Source organism: Lentzea guizhouensis (assembly GCF_001701025.1).
GTDB lineage: Bacteria > Actinomycetota > Actinomycetes > Mycobacteriales > Pseudonocardiaceae > Lentzea > Lentzea guizhouensis.
Map to the genome: position 1 here is coordinate 5,377,717 of NZ_CP016793.1, position 23,180 is coordinate 5,400,896.

The 23,180-nt window shown below is 65.8% G+C and carries 9 protein-coding genes; 1 reads left to right on the plus strand and 8 read right to left on the minus strand.

Annotation, left to right across the window (positions count from 1 at the left end):
- The first annotated feature begins 23 nt into the window (after positions 1-23).
- Complete coding sequence (gene cas6e, locus BBK82_RS26540; protein ID WP_065921363.1) at positions 24-689, plus strand: type I-E CRISPR-associated protein Cas6/Cse3/CasE; 666 nt, start codon at positions 24-26, stop codon at positions 687-689.
- A 402-nt stretch (positions 690-1,091) separates the two neighbouring features.
- Here the strand turns inward: cas6e and BBK82_RS50565 are convergent, their stop codons facing one another.
- The 8 genes from BBK82_RS50565 to BBK82_RS26585 all read right to left on the minus strand — a co-directional run bounded on the left by BBK82_RS50565 (position 1,092) and on the right by BBK82_RS26585 (position 23,125).
- A complete protein-coding gene (locus BBK82_RS50565; RefSeq protein ID WP_154697513.1) occupies positions 1,092-1,934 on the minus strand; it encodes a DUF6185 family protein in 843 nt (280 codons plus the stop codon).
- Positions 1,935-2,068: 134 nt separating this feature from the next.
- Positions 2,069-3,253 (minus strand): DUF3322 and DUF2220 domain-containing protein, encoded by a 1,185-nt coding sequence (locus BBK82_RS26555; protein WP_154697514.1) that lies wholly within the window; start codon positions 3,251-3,253, stop codon positions 2,069-2,071.
- Positions 3,240-6,605 (minus strand): ATP-binding protein, encoded by a 3,366-nt coding sequence (locus BBK82_RS26560; protein WP_065917449.1) that lies wholly within the window; start codon positions 6,603-6,605, stop codon positions 3,240-3,242. The genes BBK82_RS26555 and BBK82_RS26560 overlap by 14 nt, the downstream gene beginning before the upstream one ends.
- Positions 6,602-7,351 carry a DUF4194 domain-containing protein gene (locus BBK82_RS26565; protein ID WP_065917450.1) on the minus strand — a complete coding sequence of 250 codons (750 nt, stop codon included), beginning with the start codon at positions 7,349-7,351 and terminating at the stop codon, positions 6,602-6,604. Before BBK82_RS26565 ends, BBK82_RS26560 begins: the two co-directional genes overlap by 4 nt.
- Entirely contained in the window at positions 7,344-8,879 is a 1,536-nt protein-coding gene (locus BBK82_RS26570; RefSeq protein ID WP_065917451.1) for a DUF3375 family protein, read from the minus strand. Before BBK82_RS26570 ends, BBK82_RS26565 begins: the two co-directional genes overlap by 8 nt.
- 520 nt (positions 8,880-9,399) lie before the next feature.
- Positions 9,400-15,564, minus strand: a complete 6,165-nt coding sequence (locus BBK82_RS26575) for a hypothetical protein (RefSeq protein WP_154697515.1) — start codon at positions 15,562-15,564, stop codon at positions 9,400-9,402.
- Positions 15,561-17,768: a hypothetical protein gene (locus BBK82_RS26580; protein WP_065917453.1), complete on the minus strand. Its 2,208-nt coding sequence runs from the start codon at positions 17,766-17,768 to the stop codon at positions 15,561-15,563. Before BBK82_RS26580 ends, BBK82_RS26575 begins: the two co-directional genes overlap by 4 nt.
- Positions 17,765-23,125, minus strand: a complete 5,361-nt coding sequence (locus BBK82_RS26585; protein WP_237047585.1) for a DEAD/DEAH box helicase — start codon at positions 23,123-23,125, stop codon at positions 17,765-17,767. Before BBK82_RS26585 ends, BBK82_RS26580 begins: the two co-directional genes overlap by 4 nt.
- Positions 23,126-23,180: the final 55 nt, after the last annotated feature.

Sequence of the window (23,180 nt, forward strand, 5' to 3'; positions counted from 1 at the left end):
GTGATCACTACAGGAGACTCTATATGTTCCTGAGCAAACTCATGATCAACGTGCGGTCACGCGAATTCCGGCGCGACTATGCGAACGTCCATGAGATGCATCGCAGCATCATGTCAGCCTATCCCGACACTCTCGACGAGACTCCGGCGCGGCTCGGACACAAGATCCTTTGGAGGTTGGACGCTGCACAGATTGGGTACGCGCAGTATGTGCAGAGCCAAACCGCGCCCGACTGGAGCAACCTGCCCGTGGGCCGTCTTGCGGCGCCGGCTGAGGTACGGCCACTCGGCCCCGTCCTCAACGCCATCGCGGCCGGCCGCATGTTCGCTTTCCGCCTTGTGGCAAATCCAACGTGGAGCACTCACGGAGGAAAGGAACGTGACGTCCGTAAACGTCACGCACACAAGACATCTGAGTCACAGATCGAGTGGCTCGTCCGCCGCGGTGAGCGCCACGGTTTCGTCATTCCGACAACCCGAAGCGGTGAACCTGATGTCGCTCCGTCGCCTGTGTCCACGCTGATCGGTCAGAAGAAGGACACGGGCAGGATCACTGTAGCGCCGGTCCGATTCGATGGTCACCTGGTCATCACCGATGCGGCTGCGTTTACGGATGCTGTGATCAACGGGGTCGGGCCGGCGAAGGCGTACGGCTGCGGTCTGATCAGCATCGCTCCGCCTCGGTTCTAGCGATCGAGAAAAGCGCTGAGTATCTGCCCTCAGTGAAGATCGAAACCGCGTAGCTGCTGGGTAGTGCCTGGCGTGGCCGTGTTCTGTGCGTTGCCCCTCAAGGTCGTTCCAGCGTAGGCGGCCATGTTTCGCCTGCGAGCGCACAAGTTGAGGCCGACGTCCTGCTGCTCGATGTGTTGGACGTGACGGAGGACGCGGCTGAGCGGGAACACGGAGTGCGCGGTCTCGCCCGGCTGGCTGACGTTCGGCACTGGGCGGCACACAAGCGGCCGATCGCGGCGGACACACTGCGCAGGCAACTCAAGATCAGCGTGGAACGCGCTCGAGAGTTGGTCATCGCACTTCGGGCTGAACTCGCCGATTTGGGTGTTGAACGCGCTGGTGTTGTGTGAAGGCGTAGGTTCACCCAAGGGTCACCGCGTGCAACGGGCGCCTTCGGTCTTCTACCTGAAGGTGTTGAGTAGGTGTAGCACTGCGGTCGGGATCGTCGCAGTTGCTTCCTCGAGTAGGTGCTCGATGGCGGTCGCTTCTGCCGACCGGTCGATGTCGATCATCTTGGACCAACTTCAGTTCCACCCGCCGCAGGGAATCCTCGCGCATGGCCGCCGTCGACGGACCGGTTTTTTTCCACGTTACCGACGACGGAGCGATGTCTGCCGGTGGCCAGGGTGTCGCCCGTTCGAGCCAGCCAGACGGTACGGTGACGACGACGTCCGTGCTCCGCGCGGTCGGCAGGCTGGCAGGCTCACGGGTGGAGAGGACCCAGGTCGCCTTCTCGACCTCGATCCGCACCATCCCGACCTCGAACGAACCCCGCCGCGTGATGTCCGTCGACGCCACGTCCGTCACCACGAGTTCATCGCCTTCCAGCCGGACGGAAGGCGCGGCGTCACGCCACTCGTACGGGCGCGGTTCCCCCGAGTTCACGGCGAGCAGGCACCTCATCACGTCGCGGTAAACGGCATCAGCCGGCGGACGACGGAACAACGCCTCCCCTCCAGGCCAGAGCGCAGGCAGCCGCAGAGTCAGCTTGCTGGTCACACGGGCGTAGTCGCGGTTCGCCGTGTCGACCCGTACCTCCAGCGATGCCTGCCGAACGTCGATCGGCTGTCCTCCGCAGACGGCGTCGCGACCCGGCAGCGCACGGCTGGGCGAGGAGAAGAGGAGAGAGCCCACGGCCAGCAGCGCACCGAGCAAACCGAGCACCAGCAAGGAGATCGCCGCTCCCAGAAATGTCTTCCGCACGGATCACTTGTCGCCGCGATCTGGCCGGATCGTTACAGCGCACTCGCCACCTGCGCGCGACGGCTTCGTCATGAACGAGGTCAGGGATCGTGCAAGGGATAGGGCCGGTGAAGTCCACAGTGCAACTGTGGTGGTTATCCGGTCAGTGACTCTGTCAAGATCGGGTAGACGTCCTGCCACAGAAGACGCTCCTGCTCGAGCAACAGGCCTGAGCCGTGATCGGCAGCGTGTGCGGCGAGCAGTTCGTACAGTTCCAGTTCGGCTGTGGTCAAATGTGGTGGCGTCGTGGTGCGTTGGGGGAGCGTGCCCTCAACAGCGAGTCGTCGGAAGCGATGAAGTGTCTCGACATCCATAAGCACCGTGCGGACGTCTACACCCAAACCGCGCAGATCGCTGACGAACTGCAGGCCGGGTGCGTCGATGTCCCCCCAGTAGAGCACTCGCTCGGCGCTGCTGACCCAGGAGATTCGCGCGTACTGGTCGACGTGGAAGCCGTGACCGTGAAGGACGACGGTTCCTTCGAACTCGTCTGTAATCGCGAAAGCTGTCTCCTTGTTCTCCAGGATCAGCACGGTGGCTGGCTGTCGTGGCCAGCGGTTGAGATCCTCCACTGTCGCCGCGAAGTGGCGCATGCCGGCGAACTGCGCGCTGAGCGCAGGATCTAGCACTGTGACCTGTACGAGTTCGGGAACGACGCGCAACCCAAGCCGTTGGTGCAGCTTCCGCTTCTTCGACAGGGGAAGCTCGTCGGCTTCCTGATGGGCGTTCTCGTCGCCCAAGAGTGCGAGGACCAGAGTGGAGTGCTTGGCCAGCCACTTGGTGTCGATGCCTTCGATCGGCAGCTGTCGCAGCAGCATTCCCGACGTCGGGTTGGCGATGAGCCAGGCGACCGCGCGGACCAGTCTGTCGTAGTCGGCTTGGGCGAGGTCGGTGATGCGGCGGACCTGCCCGGCGAACCTCGCCCCTGGGAACGCGCTCTCCAGTTGCGTGAGTCTGGTACCGCAGCGCAACCACGTGTCGAGGTCATCTTGATGAGCCCGAGCCACGTCGCCAGGCCGTTGCAGCACCAACGTCTTCGGCATCGCGTGCGTTCCAGTCGAGAACTGGAGGTTGGCGTGTTCGAGCACGCCAGGGCCGGCGTAACTGGCCCAGTCGGCCGCCCAAGCGTGGCACTCCACGGGCGAGGCGGAGCGTTCGGCGGTGCCCGGTGGCCGCAGGGAGATGCGCATCGGCCAGGTGCCCTTGCCTCGAGCCCAATCCGCGTAGGAGGCACTGAACCGGCCGCGCAGCATCGCGACGACCTCGTCAGGCTGTCGCAAGGACTCCACCGTCCTCGTCGGAGTACCGGCGTGCAGCGAGTTCTCCGAAGGTGGCGGCCCTGCCCGTAGAGCGGGCGCCGTCGGCGGTGGTGCGTTTGTCGACGAGGATGGCTTGGCCGATGTACGGCTCGACGATGCCGGTCATGCGGATCGGTGCGGCGATCATGAGCTGGAAGCCGAACTCGTCGAACGCCGACAGCGCCTGGGCGGAGAAGTTCTCGTCGGACTTGCTGAACGCCTCGTCCAGCATGAGCGTGCCGAACCTCGGCCTTCCGCCCGTGTCGGGGTCGGCGAGGTTGTAGCTCAGTGCCGCCGCGAGGCAGAAGGCCACCAGCTTCTCCTGCTCGCCGCCCGAGTTCGTCGCGGTGTTGCGGTAAGTGTGGACCGTGACGTCGTCGCCATCTATTTCCCTGCCGTAGAAGGAGTAGCCGTTGCGGACGTCGAGGACGTTGCGCCGCCACCGATCAGCTGCGGCACCTTCGGCGGTGAACTGCTTCATGAGCGCCTTCACCCGGTGGAACTGAGCGGCATGCTGCTCGCGGTCGTTCTTGACGGTCGCGGCCTTGCGCATGATTTCGTCGACGGCGTCCCGGAAGACTTTGACGTCCGCTGACGGGTTGGCGGTGTAGGCGATCTGCAGGTGAGTGCCTTCGTTGAATTCCACTCGGCGCAAACCTGCGTTCACCCACCCGACCCGGTCCTCGATCTGACGGGCGGCCACGTCGATCGCGCGCTGCAGCATCGCGATCGAGGGCACCATGTCGTTGCTGATCAGGTGTTGCAGCTTCTCCATCGCAACGGGTAGTCGCCGAGTCACGATCTCGGTGTGCAGTGCGGCGTAGGATGCTCCGGTGAGATTAACGTCGTCGTCGCCGTTATCGGGCGCGTAGTCCTCCCACTCCTTGAGGAACGCCGCGATCGCGTTGCGAATCTTCGTCGCCGCCAGCTCTTGGCTCGACTTGGCTTTGCTGACCCGGTTGCTCAGTTCCCTGTCCAGCGTTTTCCGGACCTCGGTGATGGTGGACGAAGTGGCGATTAGCTCGATCTCCGCGCACACCTCGTCCAGGTAGGCGCGTTCCTCGTCGATCACGGTGTACGGCTTCGCCTGCTCCGAGTGCCGCCGGTCGGCGAGTTCCGTCTGCAGGGCGGACTCAGCGCTGATGCGCTGGCTCGTCTGCTGCCACTCGCTGAACGCCGTCTCGAACTCCCTCTGTGCCGTGTCGCGTTGTGCTTCGAGCCGCCGCAGATCCACGTCGTCGGCACGGATGGCCGCTATCTGCTCACCGAGCTCTCTTGCGGCGTGCGTCGGCGTCCAGAGGTCAAGCTCTTTCCACGAGGTGGACTCGGCGAGCGCGTTGGCTGCTTCGATTCGGCTGGTGAGGGTGCCGAGGTGGTCAGCGAGGGCGCGTGCTTTCGCCTTTGCGGTGCTGAGGTGCTCGGCGAGAGCGAGGACCTCGTCTTCGAGCGCCTGTCGTTTGGTGGCGGTGTTCACGCCCAGGATGTAGCTGGAGCGCCTGGTCAGTTCGGGCCGGTCGTCCTTGCGGTAGTGGTTGCCCGGCATCTTGATCGTGCCGTTGACGGTCACTGCGAGACGGTGATCTTCAAGGTCGTCAGCGGTCTCCACGCAGACATGGTCGAATTGCCGTGCCAACTGAGCCGCGAGCCATCGCCCGTGTGGGTGTTGTTCGTCGACGGACAACTTGCCGGCCAACCTGTTGCGTGCGGGCTTGGGCATGTGAGCCGATACCGCGGAAACAATGCTGGAGTCCAGCACACCGCGCATGTCGTTGGTGTCGATGAACCGACGGACTACGTCCTTGTACTTCTCGGGAACCAGCAACCGCATGCCGAAGGAACGCAGGACCTTCTCCGCTGCCGGGAGCCAGCGCTCCTCGCCCTCGGCGATGTCGATCAACTCGGCCGCGTAGGGGAGTGCTTGGAGTGGCACACCGGTGGCACGCGCGATTGCTTCCCGCCGTGCGATCGCCGGTCCGGGGATGAGTGAGGGCGCGGATCGAAGCCGGCGCAACTCAGTGTCCCGTTCGTCGTGGTCTCGCTGGGCCTGGATCTTGTCGGCGATCGCGCCATGCGCCTCAGGTTCGAGGAGCTGCTTCTCCTGCCTGGCGGAATCGGCGAGTTCCGGGATTCGCGCACACAGGTCATGGAATGCGCTTTCGTCCTGCGGTACGGACAACTCAAGACGCAGAACGAAGCCGCTGTAGCGGTCGAAGCGCTCCTTGGCCGTGCGGGCTTCGAGGCTGAGCTGTCGTTGCTCTGCTTCGAGGAGCTGAAGGCCGGCGTTCTGCTCGCTGAGCTGGCGTTCGAGGCCGATCAAGGTCCGTTGGGTGGTCTCGCGATGTTCGACCTGGGATTCGAGTTGAGCTTCGAGTTGCTCGACAGATGCTCGGAGTTGCTCCAGCTCGATCGAGAGCGCTGCCAGGAGCAGGGCACGAACGTAGCGTTCCAGGGTCGCGCCGCGCAGGTTCTCCGCTGTGCTGTGGTCGTTCTTGGACTGTTGGTAGAGGTTCCAGTTCTCCGGCACCTCACGTAGCACCATTTCTTGTGCGGCGGCACGTTTTGCGGTGACGTAGGCCTCGTTGAGCGGAGTGAAGACCTGCAGCATGCGCTCTGCGGCCTCGAACGACTCGGGTCGATCGAGCATGTTGTCCCGGATGAAGAAGTTCAGGTCGCCGACGTTCTTCATCGCCTTGGCCTTGCCGAGCAAGGACAACGCGGTTCCGGTGTGGTCGAGCCCGATGCGCCGCCCCAGCTCCTTGAGGTACGCCTCCTGGCCGCTGGGGAATCGGACCTCAGGGCGTTCCTTCTTGAACCAGCGGGTGTCGAACTTCCGGTCAGCCCACTCGCCGAGCTCGGAGAGGTCGAAATGGCCGTCGTGCAGCTGGTGCATGGTGCTCATCGCGGAGCCGTCGTTCTCGGCGCCGGTGAACCACTTCACGACCACGGCGGTGGTGACCGAACCCAGCCCGTCGTCATAGGTGCTCGCTACTGCCGACCACGTGGGTTTGCCGGCGCGGAGGTATCTGACCTTGGACTGCTCGTGTTCGTCGTTGGTCTCCGACCACGCGCCGCGCACGTAGGCGGCTACGTTGCGCGAATTCTGCTTCGCTCCGCGGGCGGTGAGGTCGGCTGAGGCGTTGAACCGCTGGTCGTGGGTCGGAAGCAAGGTGAGGGAATGAGCGTCCATCAGCGATGACTTGCCGGAGCCGGAAGGGCCGGTCAGCAGCACCCCGCGCTCGTCGATGGGGAAGTCCTTGTAACCGCTGAAGGTTCCCCAGTTGACGATCTGCAGCCGGGTGAGGCGGAACTGGCCGGTGTGTACGGTTCTGCTCATTCCGGCTGTTCCTCTTCTCCGCCGTCCCCGGTGGCGGGACCGTTGCCCGAGGCGATCGCGCGATAGCGTTCGTCCAGCGCTGTGACCTGGTCGGCGGTGAGGATCGCAGTGATCACTGGGTAGATCGTGTACCTGTCGGTGCGGCCGCGCACGGGTTTGATGATGGACACGTCTTCGAGTGACTTGACCGCAGTGTCGACCTTCTTTCTGAAGCCGACCTCGTCGGTGTCGTTTGACGGCCTGTAAGCGAGCATGTGCTCGACCATGTCCGCCCGGTCGACGATCGGATCACTGGGAGACACGACGTACTGGGTGTACAGGTACAAAGCGAGTGCGCTGGCGGCGAGACTCAGCGTCTTTGCGCGCAGGATCACACGGCTGTGAGGCGACGGATCTTCTGCCTGACGGGTGAAGGCGAACCGGTGATCGCGGTTGAGCTCCAGAAGCAGCCCGAGTTCCGCCAGCCTCGAACGCAACAGCGTCTCGTACTGTTGCACGATCGGCCAGTGCTTGGACTTCTCGGTGATGTGCGGCGCGGCGAGCAGTTCCTGCAACGCCCAGCACACCTGAGGCGGCAGCTCGCTGGTATCGCCGTCGAACCGAGCGGTGCGCTCGCCATGATCGACGTGATTGCCGATCGGTGCGTCATCGTCATCGGTGAAGATGGTGCTCGGATCCAATGCCTCGGCGACCGGCTCGACGAGGTCCTGAGAGAAGACATCGGCGAAACTGACATGTTCAGCCATGCGACAGCTCTTCCTGATCTGGACGCCCGTGATGAAGGGTCAAGCGCCGTGGCGCCGGCGCGACAGGCGACGGCAGCGCCTCGGCGAACACGGCGTAGGGGAGGTCAATCTCCCGCCATCCCCGGTTCGTGCTCGCTCGGACGACAGTGCGGGTGTCTTCGTCGATGTCGCCGTAGCGTGTGGCGAGCGACCACAACCCGATGACGTCACCGGTTCGCGGGCACGCCAGTTGGTCCAGCACTTCAGGCAAGGTGGCGTAGCCGGAGTGCTGCTCCATGGTCAGGTGTACGGCATCCCGCAAGGCGGCCCAGTCGATCGCCTCCTGGCCGCCGAGAGCGGCGGGATCGATGTCGAACTCGTTCATGGTGTCCACGACCTGGTCGGGCACGGCGTCCATGCCCTGGTCAAACCGCAGGCGGCCGACAGACCGCGCGTCGACGCCGCTCATCGGTACGACAAAGCCGATGTCGCGGCCGCCATGCGTGTGGTGAAACGCCATTGCGGCCGAGGCCTGCGCCTCGCTCACACGGGTCCGCATGCTGCGATAGTGGCTCAGATCGCCGCCGCGCACGAAGTTGCTCATCCGGCGGAAGGCCGCGCCGCGGATGTCCTCGACCTCCTGAACTCGCTGCCACACGGCAGAGATGAAGTCGTTGAGTGATGTCCTGTGGTGTTCTGGAATGTCTTCGACACGCCGCAGGATTTCCGTGATATCGCCTTCCAGCTGCGCACGTTGGGAGGGAGTCGCGATCGCCGTGGCGAAGGCTCGGAACGCCTGCCCCTCGGGAGATTCCGCGATGATGTCGTGCCCGTCGAACATGCGCTGCAAAGACTCCGCGAACTCCGCGTCGTCTGCGAGACTCTGACGCAGCAGCATCGCCGTGTTGGCGTGCATGCGTTCTCCGTAGACGGCGACGTCGGCGGGAATGCGGTCGGTGAGCTGGACCAGCGTAGCCACCCGATCAGCCAACGCGCCGTTGTCGACCTCGGGCATCTCGCCCCGATCGATCGCGTCTCGCTGAATGAGCAGATCTTGGATGCGATCGTCGATCGCTCGTCTCCGTGCAATCGGATCGGGGTTCGCGTCCGTGGCGATCTGCCTCAGCTGGGCCATGACCATCGCCAGGGCGGATTCGGTGGCGATCGAGGTCTGGCGCCGCAGATCGCGCAGTTGCCGTACGGCGGCCGCCGCGCCGGACGTCAGCTGGTAGCGCTCGATACGAGGATCACGGGGGTCCGCGGTGCGTTGGACCCAGTTTCGTTTGCGCCACCGCACAAGAAGATCATCGGCAGTCAGCGCGGGCTCGTCGCCATCTGCGGGAGAATAGCTGCGGAGCAGCGCAGGAAGGTCTGCATCGATCGAGGCGCTCAGGCTCTGGCCGTCCACGATCTGGCCATCGCCGAGATGCGCGGCCATCAGAGCGATGTACAGCATCGCGTCCCGCGACCGCAGCAATGACATCGTGACGTCGGCGGTCACGCTGCTTCGGAACTCGTGCAGTAGCTGCTCCGCGTTCTGTTGGGCCAACGATTCGACCTCCGATCACCACGTGATGGACGACCTCGCCGCGCAGCGGCCCAGCACACGACGGCCTGGCCATCCCTTCCCACCGTTTGGTTCTATCGCTCGGTCCAAAATCTTGTTACTCATCGTGAGTGCGTCGGCTGGCGAGATACCGGACTCGTGGTCTGGTGACGTGTAGTCGGGACGCCCTGACGGCATAACGCTCAAGGCTATGACGGATCGCTATGGCTGTCGGCGTTCGGCGATGGTTTGACCACCATTTGTCCGCTTTCGGGCGCTCGAACTGCTGGACCGCACGCTGATCTGCAATCAGACCCACCTGCGGCACGCACTGCCCGAATACGAGCAGCACTACAACGAGCCCCGCACTCACTCGCTCAGTACCCTTGCGAGCCCGGCTTCTCCTTCAAGCGGGGCTTGCCAACGTCATCGGCAGTGCTGGGTCTAATCGACGAGTCGTCTCTCGCCGTGGATGGTCCGGAAACCGCTTGCAGTCACCGAACCATCCACGAATCGGAGCTGGCTACTGCTCAGCTGGTGCTCCGTTGTCGCGGACAGCCTTCCAGGCGGAAGCGAACACCGGCTCAGGCACCCACCTGCCATCGGTGGGGCGCTCCTCCACCACGTCGAGGAACCGCAGCAACTCGACCAGGCGGCTACCAGTGCGCCCGCCTTCGTCGAGCAGTTCGACCATCTCCTCAGTCGTCACCGGTCCGTCGTACTCGATCAGCTTGGCGAATGCGGCCTCGGCAACCGGGTTACCGGCCATGCCGACCTCTTCGATGAGCTTGACCGCGTACTTGCCGCTGGTCACGCCAGCAGTCAGGAGCTCGCACACGCGCCGGGCACTGCGACCCACTGCGACGAGCTGGGCGGCCTCGTCGAGCAGCGTCGGCCAACCCCCGGTCGCGTCCATCAGCAGCTTCTGGCTGGCGGCGTCGCTGAACCGTGAGACCTTCTCGTTCTCAGACACCGCCCAGGAACGCAAGCCGTCAGCGGACAAGCGGCGCATGGCGATGACCTGGTCGGTGAAGCCTGCCAGGTCCGGTGCATCCGAACGGGTAAAAAGATCGCTGGTGCTCGCGTCCACCAGTGCCACCACCGTCCTCGTCACCCCAGCACTCGGCATCATGTCGAGAGCATGCTGGAGGGCACTGGTGGCATTCTCCAGACGGGTTCCGGACAGGTCCGACACCACTACTCGGTGAAGGTCTCCTGCGGTGCCGCCGGTGAGTTCTTTTCTAAACCTCGCAGGGCTTCCCGCCTTGTGGATGCTGAACCGCGCACCGATCCGATCGGCCTCCTCGTCCAGGAGCAATTGGACCTGGTCGATACCGACGGCCGGGGTGCCGACGACGAGCAGCAACCGATTGCTCCGCTCGATCACCGTCGCGAGTTGCCGTTCCGTCAGCGGTGAGATCGATCCGTCCCTCAGGGTGCGGCGCACGTGTTCGGCTGACAGGCGGGTGACCTTGTCCTTCCAGTTCTCCCCGCACAGTTCGTCCTCGATCGTCTCCCTGGTCCCCAGGAGTCGCAGGACGTTGCTGGAGCGCAACCGCCACCGGCCGTTCCGCTCCGACAGGACACCCAACCCACTCATCTCGGAGAGCAACGAGCGGAACTCGTCCGGGCCTCGGTGCGGGAACCCGTCGGGCCACCACTCGTGGCACGCGTCGCGCAACGTGTTGGTGTCCATGGTGTGGTCGGCGCCGTTGTCCAGTGCGTCGAGCGCCACGATCAAGGCGATCAGCTTGTACCGCGAGTCGAGCTCGAGGGTGAGCTGGACCGTCTCCCTCACCTTGCGCTGAACGGTGTCCGAGCCGATGACTCGTTCGAGGTCCTCGTCGCGAATGAGGTAGTCCGGCCCTCCGGTGCCGCGGCGGCTCAGCGACTCTCGCACGAGGGCGTCTCCGACGAGCTGCAACAACTTGGGTTGGTAGTTGCAGTAGGCAAGCACTCGGTGGACGAGTTCGTCGGATTCAAAGGTGATGCCGAGGGTCTCCATCGGGGTGAACATCAAGCGGTACGCTGGGTCCGGCGACAGCGGACCGATCACGATGGGGTCACCGAAGTGGGCCCCGGCCAAGGGTTGGTTGGGCAGGTGCGCAAACCGCTGAACCTGGTGCAGGCCCGCGAAAACCGGCTTGAAGCGCCGCTTCGTCGTGTTCATCAGTTCGCGCAGCCTGGTCGTGTGCCGGAAGCCGGTCTTGGCGTCCGCGTCGAAGAACATGTCGCACTCGTCGAGCAACAACAGCAGCCGTCGGCTCGGGTTCGCGTCCAGCCAGGCGGTGACGGCCGCCTCGACGAACTGGGCGCTGTCACGCCGGCGGCGTTGCAACGGGACGATGCCGCGCTGGTCGAGCTTGTCGGCGATCATGCTCCACAGGTCGTCCACCTGATCCGTGGAACCGAAGCCGACGGGGAGGGACAGGTACACGGCTACACGTTCCGGCACGAGCTCGAACTGACGCGCCGCTGCTTGAAGCAGAGCCGACTTGCCCAATTGCCGGCCGCCGTACAGGAGGCTGGTCCCGTAGTCGTCGATGACCTGGTGCAACTCGTGCCTGCGCCCGAAGAACATCTCTTGCGGGACGTTGCCGATCGCATGGGGGTGATAGGGGTTCGTCGCCGCGAACGGCAGCAGGATGCGTTCGGTCGTCGGGAACTGGCCCCCTCCGGTCGTGGCCAGGTAGGCGATCGCGGCATCGTCGAGCACCATGATCGCTCGATCCGGCTGGTCCGCGCACGCTTTCGCCAGCAGGTTGCGCTGGTCGACGGTCATGGTGCCGAACAACGTGATCAGGATGGGGTCCGTGGTCGCGTCCTGCGCGATCCAGGTGAGCAGGGTCTGCGCGTCCTGGACCCCCCAGCACATCATGATCTTCAGTTTGTCGTCGGTGCGCGACCCGAACGCCGGCATCAACGCCTGGGGCATTCGCTTGAACCCGGTCAGCTCGAGCCACTTGCGGTTCGGAGCGAAGGTCAACTTGTACGGCTGCCGCTCACCGGTGAACTCGATGCCGGCCAGACGCAAGGCCGAGGCGAAGACCGACTTCATCCGGAAGTTGCGCCGATCCCGAGCGGTCTTCATGCCCACCCACTGGCGCAGACCTTCTTCCGCGGCGGTCCGGGCAGCGTCCGACAGATGGCCGAACTCCAAACCGCGCGCCGATCCGCCACGTTCTGCCGCCTGGACGATGTCGTCGTCCACGCCGGTGCCGAACGACCGGGCCACGGCCAGGAACGCCGCTCGGTGCCCTGACACTTCTGCGGTGGGAGGTTCCCCGCCTGCCAGCGCGTTGAGCAGGTACTCCTCCGCCGTGGCCAGGTCACCGGCGTCGATGCACGACTTGATGGTCTCCGCCGCGTTGTCAGCTACCCGGCCGGCAGCGGTGTTGAGCTCCTGTTGCACCCGCGACCACAGGGCGGCTTTCGCTTCTTCGGCGAACCTGGGCAGGTCCTCGGCGATGCCGGTGAGCTGGCGGCGCACCGTTCCGAGATCATGACGTTCGACCTGCGCGGCTTCCAATGCCGCGATCACTTGCGCGTACTCGGTCGTGCCGAGCTGTCCCAGCCGCGCTGCCTTGTTCACCCGGGAGGAGATGTCCTGGCGCAACGCGCGGAGATCTTGACGAGAGCGGGTGATGCCTTGCTCCAGCCGGTTGGACATCTCTTCCACTTTCACCGGGTCGGCATCGGTTCCGTCGTCGGCGATGACGTCCACAACTGTGCGGGCGGCGACGTAGTCCTCTTGCGCGAGCCGGTCGTCGAAGGCGTTCACCCAGCTGTTGGCGGCGGCGGTGACGATGTGGTCGACCGTGATGTCGTCCAGAGGCACCAGCTTGCTGTCCATGCGCAGCGACGAGCTACGCAGCAGGTCGCGGTTCAGCACCACCACCGGGTCGGGTTCAGTCCCGATCAGGCTCTTGCCATCGAGCAACTGAACGCTGCGGGTGAGGCTGGCCAGGCACGCGCCTGCGGACCCCGCCAGCACGGTTTCCGCGTTCATCAGCGTGCTCAATTCAGCCTTGGCCGGCACGAACTCCCTGCGGACAGCGGTGCGCAGTTCGGCCAGCTTCGACGGGATCGGTACCCCTTCGCCCTCCGCACTCGCCTCCGAGCGCACCGCGTCCACCCAGCTGCCGACGACCTCGAGGGATTCCGTTGCGTGATCCAGCAGGCGTCGACGGGCGGACCCTTCCAGGGGGCGGCCGCTTGTCCCGCGCAGCTCCTCGTCATCGCTGCGCAGTTGCCGGGCGAGGTGCTCGCGCTTGAGAAGCTTGCGCAGTTGAGCCGCGACCACGTCCACCTGTTCTCGCCGATCACTGGCGGCGGTCTCGAGCAAGGCGCCGATCAAGCCGTTTGGCGACCACCAGCTGTCGACAAGCTGGTTGGCGCGGGCGAACCGGATGGTACGGGGCTTGGTGCGCTCGCGGCCCGCCTGCGCTGCGGCGGTTTGGATGTCGTTGTCCGCACCGGCGATGGGGGCCAGCGCCTTCAGTGTCTCGCTCCTCGACAGGACGCCGCGGGCGGAAGCCGTACCGATGGCGTCGGTCAGCCGGCTGACTGCCGGGAGCTCGTGCAGGCTGGCCGAGAGGTCCTTGACGACCTCTCCGGCTGCCGGATCAGCGGTCACCAGGGCGGCTCGAACCGTCGCGGCCAACAGCAGGAGCTGCGCCGGGCGGTCGCCGTCGAAGGAGTGGACCCGCAAGTCGTCGAGGGCGTTGTGGAACTCGATCGCCGTGGGACCGGTCTCGCTGCGGACTGCCTCGCTCAACGTGAACAGCAGCAACGCTTTCGCGGTAGCGGTGGATCCCGCCGCGCTCGCCGCGTGGTGAGCCAGACCGTACTCGTGGGCTTGCAACAGCGAGGCAATCCGCTCTTCTGCCCCGCTCGCCAGAGCGTCTTCTTGAGCTTCGGACGGGATGCCGATGACGAGGTCGTCGGAGACCGCGGCCTGCTCATCGGCGGAATTCTCGTCGTCGGAGCGGCACTCAGGTGCCTCGTTGCCGTCGCCCGGCTCCAAGTCGAGCACCGAGGGCGAGAGGGCGTCGGCAGGAACTTGCGCTGCCCCTCTCCATGCGCTAGCTGGGGTGACGACGTCGCCGGACTCCGCCGCGGCGGGTTTGGACTGCTGTGGTGATGACAGTAGCTCGCCGGGTTTCGTGAGCAGCGGATGCGGTGGCTCAGCCACTGCCACCGCCATGTTGTCGTCGGGGGTTACCGGCAAGTCGGCGTGGTCGGGAGGGTCGACCTGTGCGGGCGCCTGGTGCGCGTCGTTCGAGATGGTGAGCTGATTCATGAGAGCCATGACCAGGATCGGCGCGAGTTCACCCGGCAGCCGCTGTTGCGCCAGACCGTGGCACTCCATTGCCGCTGAGGTGTCACCGGCCGAAACCGCGTCGATGAGCCGAAGCAGCGCAGTCAGTCCATCGGCACGATTGCGGAGGGCCTCATCCCAGGGATGTGAGTGCAGCAGCTCTGCAGTGAGCGTTGTGACCTTGTCCAGAACGTCAAGGGATGCCTCGGGTCCGGTGACGTCGATCAAGCGTCGGAGTTCGTCACGGGTTCCGCTTTCTGCTGATGCCGCGGTGATCGCCACACCTAGCGCGTCGAGCAACATCCCGCAGTTCTCGCCGTCCGATGGCTCCTTCGCGGTGTCGAAGCCGAGATGCGCGTTCTTGTCGCGGAGGAGCGGTTTCACCCGGTCGACGACGGCGTAGAGCGTGTGGATGGGCTCTATGCGCTCGAACGCCGGCAGCCGTCCCTGCGCCAAGTCATGGGCGAACAGCTCCGACCGCTGCCGGGCAGCGGTCAGCGCCTGCTCGAGCTCCTCGGCCGCGACCACCAGGTCGTCAAGGCTTACGGGGAGGAGCTCGGCGCTCTCAGATCGCGGTTCACCGGAGTCCACCAGAACAGCAACGGTGTCTTCCTCGGAATCGGACAGCTCACCAGCGCTGTCGACTGCGGTGCGCTCGCACTCGTCTAAGCCGAGCCAGACTCTTTCCAGCTCCCGGCACGCTGCGATGACACTGCCGACGACCTCCGTCGACCACGTTGGCAGCGCGAGACCCGCGTTCAAACCGCATCGCAGGGCGGCGACCAACGCCGGCGTGTCGTACCAGTGGGTGACGACCACCAGCCGGTTCGCATTGATCTGTGAAGGATCTTCGACCAACGCTTTGGACAGGGAGTCGTCATCCTGGTCCTCCAGCCAGCGCTCCATCGCGACGGACACACCGCGCAAAGCCGAGGTGGAGAAGTAGCGCACGTCGTGCAACCGCTGCTCCGGCGTTCTGGCGCGGACGCGGTTCAGACCCATCGTGGCCGTGGCCGTGGCGAGTCTCCTCGCCCCAGGAATCTTGAGAGCGCTCAGGAACTCCGTCCGCCCGGGATTTGGCATCCGCCACACCAGCTCGGTGAACTCTTCCGGCCCGATGACCTCCAAGGCATCGTTCACCGGGTCGCCGAGGCGTTCCAGTTGCGCGGCGACTTCCGCTTCGGCAGTGAGGAGTGCCTTGGTCGCGGGGCTGGTTGCCTTGGCGGCAAGGCGGAGGAAGCCGTCTGATGTGCACACCGGTGGCTGGTTCTGATTTCGAAGGCGGCGGGAACGACTGGACATGTGGGGCCGGCTTTCTCGTTGGCGGTGTTTGCCCGGTAGATCGGTGGTCGGCACCTGTGGGGTCATGTCAGCTGGATCCAGTAGGGCCCGGGATTGCTGCCGCGTGCGTGTCCTTTGACGAAGGTGCACCCGTCGGGGAGTTGTGCACTCGTACCGGGGCCGCGCAGCTTCCGGATGTACTGCGCGTACGCCACCTGAGCCTCGTCGCTGGCCCGATACCCCGCGGGTAGGGCTCGCAGGCGCGGTACGACCCAGTGCTGTCTGATGCTGCTCTGCAAGGCGGCCCGCTGCTGCCGCTCGATTTGCCGCTGTGCCTGGCGTTGAGCGATCGGGCTGGGCCACCACACGAAGGTGTCGGGCGCGTCTCCGCCCGGTTCACAGGAGAGCTTCCCCTTGTCGACCAGTTCTTCGCAGGTATGGATGACCTCCCACAACAACACGGGGTTCACCAGGTCGTCGCCGAACAGGCTGGTGAGCAGCTGGGGACCTGTCAGCCTGCGGGAGCCGAACGCCCCTGTTACACCGTGACGGCGCAGCACCGCGACGATCAATTCGGGCAGTGGGTTGATCTGCTCATGCGGTGTGGATGGAGCTGCCTCCGCCGCACCGTCCTGGTCTTGTCCGACGGAACCGGTCAGGATGTGCAGGTCGGCTGCCCATCGGTACTCCGGTCCGAGTGCGAGCGGTTCGTCGAGCAAGATCGTCGTAACCGACACCCGCCGGGCTTCGGTTGCCATCGCTACCACGACCTTGATGCCGGCGTAGAAGGACAGCGGCCAGGCGATGCCGGTGAGCAGTCCTGGTGCGCGACCGACCCGGTGCACGCGTTCGTCCTCGGCCAAATCGTCGCCGTCGTGGTGCAGCTCCACGACGAGGTTTCCCTCGGCCGGGATCGACTCGAGGCGCTCGGGCAGGGGGAGGGTGTCGCTGTCGATGTGGGTGGAGCGCAGCGCCACCGTGTAGACGGTGAGGCTGTTCGAGAGGTGGTCGACCTCCGCCGCGCAAGTGTCGTCTACTGGGGCTTCGAGCTCCGGTTCATCCACTGTCGGCGTTACGTCCGGCGGCTGCCCTGGAAGCAGACCGTGCCGGCCCAACCCGAGCGGCCGCAGCGGATCGACGTCGCCCAGGTTCGTGTGAACTGGTGCGGCTCGGCTCAGCCACACCCCGCCGGCCTGCCACGTGTCGTCCACTCGGACGTGGCTCCCGTTCGGCAGCCGGCCGGTCCCGGTGGGCCCCACCAAGTCGGCGACGGCGAGGTTGGCGTGTACGACCGCCTCTGCCGCGCCGGTGAACTCGAGCGGATCAGCGGCGAAGTCATCGGGGTCGACGCGCCTGGCCGCGTCGACCCGTCCCGCGAGCAACGGCCAGATACCGGTGAAACGGGGGACGGCGGTGCGCCGGGTGACGGCGTGGACCAGCTCGTCGAGGTCTTTCCCGCCGAGAAGACCGCGATGGTCGTACCGCTCCCGGTAGCGATCGCTCGAGGTGGCGTAACCGGCCCAGCGACGCACGTCCGGCGCGTCGGTCAGCAGCGCGTCAATCGTGTTCAGCGCAGTTCTCAGCGCTACGGCCAACGTGTCGTCGTCCGACTCCGTGAGCAAGTTGCCGAGCGGGCCGTGAGCCACCAACGGCTTGGCCGCGCCGAGCAGGTGCGCGGCGTACAAGGCGGTGTCGTCGAGAGCACCTTGCCGCGCGTTCGGGTAGTAAACGTTCCCGGTCAGGTGCCCGCGTTCGTCGAACACCCCGCGGCGCCGGAGCCGCTGCAGCTCTCTCCGGTCGCCGGAGTTCAGGGATCCGCCGAAGGCGTGCAGGTCGACGACCACCCGTTCTCGACGGCAGCCCTGTTCGTCGAACACGTCACGTGCTCCAGACAGGTGCGCCGGTAGCCAACCGTCCAGGTCTGTCTCTTCCGCACCGAACCTGGCGACCACTTCGCCCCACAACAGGTGCGCACCGCGTTCGATGCGGACGAACGTGCCGACCGGCAGCAGGGGCAACTGGCCGTTTCTCGCCTCCAGCGGCACGAACAGTTCCGGGTCGAGGACCGCTGCGCAGTAGCCGTCGTTCTCGACGTCGAACCCGAAATGCAAGGCATTGAACGCCGTGCTGGTGTGCAGCGGGATACCACGAACACGCGCCACCTGCTCCAAGTAGGCAGTGATCTTGACGCGCTCGGTGGCGGGTACCGCGTCGGGACCTTGCAGCAGCGTGCAGGTGAACAACGGCTCGTCGTACAACGGCCGCCACACCGGTGCTTCAGTGACCGTCATCCACTCACTCCCATCCGGGTCACTCGGGCGCTGTCCCGGTCGACGTGTCGTCGCAGTCTCCACACCCGCGCGTCGGTCAGCACCACCTCACCGGCGCCGCCCAACCGGACCAGCGCGTCTTCGACATGACCTGTTTTGATGCCGGGGTCGACGCCCCTGAGCCTGTGGTAGAGCAATCGCGGCCACAACGGCCGCAGGCGTCCTGACCGGCTGGACAGGAACACGTCGTCCCCGCGGAGGACCCGGTGCAGCATTCCGGCGGTCAGGCCGCGGTAGTTGTCCCACAGCAACGCCCGGACATAGCGCTCGACAGCCTCGTGGTAGGGAGCACCGTCCCGGTTGGCGGACGGCCGCGGTCGTGGTGTGTTCAACGCGTTCAGCAGCGCAGGACGCAGGACGGGATCTTCTGCGGTGCCCCAACAACTCGAACAACGGCACGCCGAACTGTTGCAGGTTCCCTCTGGCAAGGATTGGCCAGGGCGGCCGAAGTACTCGGCGAAACCCTGGTTGACGCACCGCGTCGTTTCGGAGTACCAGTTGCGCAACGCGCGCACCTCTTCCCTGAGCCTCTGCCTCTGGGAGTTCATCCGGGTGTCGAAATCAGGAGGCAGCGCGCACTGGCCCCCACTCGTCCGGACCGACACGAGGGTCTGGGTGTTACCCGCCTGGGAGACGTCGACGGCTCCTAGGTCGTGCATGGTCGCCAATAACGTCCACGTGCCGGCCGCGTCACCGGAGTGGTCCGCGTATCCGACGACCTGCGAGGTGAGCTGCTGGTGGAGTTCGACGACCCGGTGACGGCCGGGGTCGGTCATGGCGAGCTTCTGCACCATTGCGAGGGGCGCGGCCAGAAGATCATCCTCGCAACGGACGGGATCGTCGATCGGCTTCAGCGTCACCGTCGCCGGGAAGTCCCCGCCGTCGTCCACGGCACCGGCTGCGGCGAGCACCGCCAGCGCCCTGATGACGGCTGTCCGGTAGGCGGCGATCGTCTCGGACTTCCGCGCTTCATGAGCGGACAACAGTCCTGCGGCGAGCTCGTCACCGATGACGGTGTCGACGACCAGGTCTGGATCGAGCACTCCTTGGTCGCGAGCGGCGACCAACACCGCGTTCCCGATGCGTCGCAGCGTCGGTGCGGCTAGGCCCCGAGAGGCCATCCAGGCCACTGTGCGGAACCCTTTGCCGGTGCCAAGTGCCAGTCCGTGGGAGGGCGAGGTGATCGCGGTGGACGGTTTTCCCGCCTGATCACGGCCCGCTCGGCCGAGCTGTTGGTAGAGCCCCGCGAGGTCGGTGGGCGGGGACACGACGAACACACAGCGGATGTCCTTGCGGTTGACGCCGAGCCCGAACGCGCTGGTCGCCACGATGAGCAGCGGAACGAAATCCTCGTCGTCCCTCGTGGGCGCGTCGCGGAACTCGGTGAGCACTGCGGCCTTCTCCGCCTCGGGCATCCGGCCGTGGAACCTGCGCACCCGCTTGGTGCCGCCTTCGCCGATGAATTCGCGAAGGTGCGCGTACAGCGTGTCCACTTCACGGACGGTGAGGCAGTAGAAGATGGCGTGGTCTGTACAAGCCGCCGTCACCGCCTCGGCCAACCCGGCCACGGCGTTGAGGCCACCGGAGGGCATGACCCGTCGGTAGATGGCAAGCTCCGGGCGCAGCGGGTCAGCGGTGATCGTGGTCAGCGGTTCGCCCTCGGTCGGCTCCTCCGGTAGACCGAACAGTCCGCTACGCAGCCCTTGTCGTACCCCGCGGTTGGCCGTCGCGGTCACGGCGGTGATGCGAAGCCCGTGTGCGATCCTCAACTCGCCGAGCAGCGTGGCTGCCCGTCGGAAGCTCGGCCTGAAGTCGTCTCCCCATTGGACGAACGTGTGGGCCTCGTCGATCGCGACGCGCCGCAGGTTCCCCCTCTCGGCCGCTTCGCGCAACAAGTCCTGGAAACGACGGTTCGCCAGGCGCTCCGGGGAGATGTAGATCAGTCTGATGCCGTGGTCCCTGACCCCGGTGAGCTGTTCGGCGACCTCGGTCTTTCCACGTCTGCTGTTCGACTCCGCCATGGGCCCGACCAGTGCTCGAACGGCGCCTCCGACGGTGGCGTTGAGTTCGAGGGCTTGGTCGGCCATGAGCGCGACCAGCGGTGACACCACGATGGTGACACCGCTCATGGCGAGTGCGGGCAGTTGAAAGGTGTACGACTTGCCGAACCCGGTGGGCAGGAGAGCCAGCACGTCGGAGCTGTCGGCGACGGCGCGGATCACCTGCTCCTGTTCACTGCGCAGAACCATCGGTTCGTCGCCGGGGTGCAGGCACGTGGCGATCCTGGCGCATCGCTCGACGAGCAGGTCACCGAACGTTCCGTCGGCGCGCGCCGCGGCTTCGGCCGCCGGGGTGATGCGGGCGTCGAGGATCTTGCGGGTGGCGGGGAGGAGAGTCTGCTCGGCCAGTGCCGCCGGTGTGCACAACTCGTCGGCGCGCTCGGAGGTGATCTTCCCGCAGTCGGCGAGGAACCGCCAGATCCGTTCCCACCCGGCGGCCATGGTCACCAGGTTTCCTCCCGCGGCCTCGCCGGTGTCCGGATCGCTCGTGAGCAGCCCTGGATCGAGCGACTCGAGGAACACCTTCCGGTAGCTGCGTCGCAGCGCGGTGTTCCCCTCGAGCTTCCGGTCGCTGATGACGATGACGCCACGGTGGCCGGCTGAACGGATGAGCCGGCCGACGGCCTGCCTGAGGTCCATCGCGGCCAACGGCAGGTAATAGGACTCGCTGGCGACCCGGTCGGGGTCCGGGTGACCGCTGTCCGCGGCGCGACGGGCGATGGCCGCGCGACGAGCCGCGACCACGGGATCGGCGAACGGCGCGAACGGGAGTTTGTTGATCCACACCAGGGACAGGCGGTTGGCAGGGAAGTCGACGCCTTGCCACATGCCACGAGTTGCCACGCAAAATCCTCCGAACTCGGCGAAGGCATGTGCGGCGCGGGCATTGCCGAGGACAGGGGCAACGGCAACGGGCACATCAGATGCTTCGCCAGGTAGCTCTGCGAGGAGGCTTTCGGCGATCGCGGATGCCGTACGGGTGGCTGTGGTCAAGACCAGGGCTCCGCCGGTGAACGCCTCCGCATCGTCGATTCCCGAAGGGCTCGGATCTGGACGGATGACTTCGCGGGCGTAACCGGCGAGTTGGTGGGCCACCGTGCGGACGGCACCCTCGGTCTGTTCAGCCCAGCTGGGGAAGTCGGTCAGACAGAGCAGGCGAGCCTGCTCGGCGAGGTCGAACGGTCCAGGCAGGCAGTGGGCGTCCACATCCGCGTCGAGGGCGAGCCTGCTGCGGATGTAGTCCCATCGGCCGGAGACCCGCAGGGTCGCCGAGACGTAGAAGATGCGGGCGAAGCGCTCCCTGGCCGACTGCCACTGCCGGTCACGGGACAGTTCGATGGGCGAGGACGTCACCGTGAAGGCGTACCGACGAGCCGAAACGCTCAATCCCTGCAGTTCGAGTTCGGTGGCGTACACGATCCGGTTCGACACCTCGCGCTGCGGGATGCTCCCTGACGCTTCTGGCTGGTCGTCCGACCCGGTCTCGCCCAGATGCTCCTCCAGCGGGTCGAGTGGGACGTCCGGCTCGCCGCCCTGATCGCCGTCGAGGATGGTTGGCACGTCGGGCACGTCGGGCACGTCGGCAGGTAAGGCCCCTGCCCGCTCCAGGGTGAGGATTTCGTCGGCATCACCGAAGATCGTCTTCGCGGCGTCGCCCAGGTTCTCGACCCTGGTGGCCAGTGACGCAGCCCGTTCACGTTCCCACCACGACGCGGCGCGCATTTCCGGTGATCCGAGATGGCCGATCAGTCTTTGGTGAACCTGTCCTGCCATGATGGCGAGCCTGCTGAAGCGGGACATCAGGTGGCGCGCGGGCGTGCTGTTGCCAAGACCGCCGAATGGGCTCGCCAGCGTTGCGGTTCGGAGCCCCGGTTCGCCACCCACCGCGTCGAACACCGCCTGCGCTGCCTTGGGGATCACCTCGGTGTCGAGCATCCGCTCAAGATCGGCGATGTGCTCGCGAAGCAGTTCTGGGGCGTTGCGGTGGGTGCGGCTCCAATGAAGCAGATCTGCTACGAGGTTCTCCATGGACCGGTAGTCGACTTCGGCACTTGCCGCCCCGGTGGCGGCGTGCTCGAGAGAATGCGCCTCGTCAACGATGAGCAACGTGTCGTCAGCGAACACATCGGGGTTGCTCAGCAACAACGCGTGGTTGGCGATCACCAATCGGTGGTTGGCCAGCGCCTCTGCGACGGTGTCGGTCATGCGGGCCAGCGGCGAGCCAGAGTGCGCTCCGTAATCGCCGTATTCCTGGCTCAGGTCACCCAGCCACAGCCCGACCATGGACCCCGCTGTTGCCTCGATGTACTCGGCCAGGAAGGCCGGTAGGTCGACCGGGTCGACACTGCGTGCCATCCACGCTTGGTATGCCGACGTAGCGCTGGTGAGTCGCCGAACCAAGTACACCAGGAGCTCGCGGTACTCAGGCTTCGCCACGAACCGGCTGCGCTCGGATTTCCTGCCGGTTCCGTAGTTGGAGGTGATCGCGTCGGTGACAGCAGCGACCAGCGATCGCATGGACAGGCGGTTTCGCCTTCCCTTGACCAAGTCGGTGATGCTGTCGAGACCGCTGACAGCGGGCATGAGTCGGGTGATGTCCGTCGCGAGCTGGAACTGGAGCTGCTTGGTGTAGGTGGCGAGAACCACGCGTCGAGAAGGAGAAGCGGCCAGCCAGTCCAGGGCTGTGGCGAGGATGGCGAAACTCTTGCCGGTCCCGGTCGGCGCTTCGCACAACGCGTCGCGGCCGACCGCTACCTGATCCGCCAGCACCTCGGCCATGCGCTGCTGGGCCGGTCTCCGTTCAACGGCTCTGCCCGACCCGACTTGTGCCAGTACGTACGGATCGGTTCGACCCGCTTCGTCGAGCATGCCTTCGGGGATCGAGAACGTCGCTGGGGTGGCACGTCCTCGACGCAGGGGGGTGAACAGCCCTGAGCCGGCCAACGTCCCGGCGAGGACACCTGCCACAGCACCGTCGTCAGCTGCGGGTGGCCTGGAGGGCTCGTGAAGCAGCGAAGTCATCAAGGCCCAAGCAGGCGATCCGACGCCGATCCCGAGCACCAGGTCCCGCAGGGGCCCGTCCCAGGCGCTGACGAATTCCGCAGCACGGCACAGCAGTCGGGAGGTCAGGGCGGCGTCGTCCCCAGCGTCGTGCCAACGCAAACCGGTTCGGTCCACACCGGTGGTTTCAGCGAGCTCGCCCAACCGGTGCGTCGAGGCGAAGGGCCAGACGGCATGTGCCACGTACAGCGCGTCCACGAGCCGGAGACCTCCCAGCGGAGGTTGGTCCACGCTCTTGGCCAAGTTCTCAAGC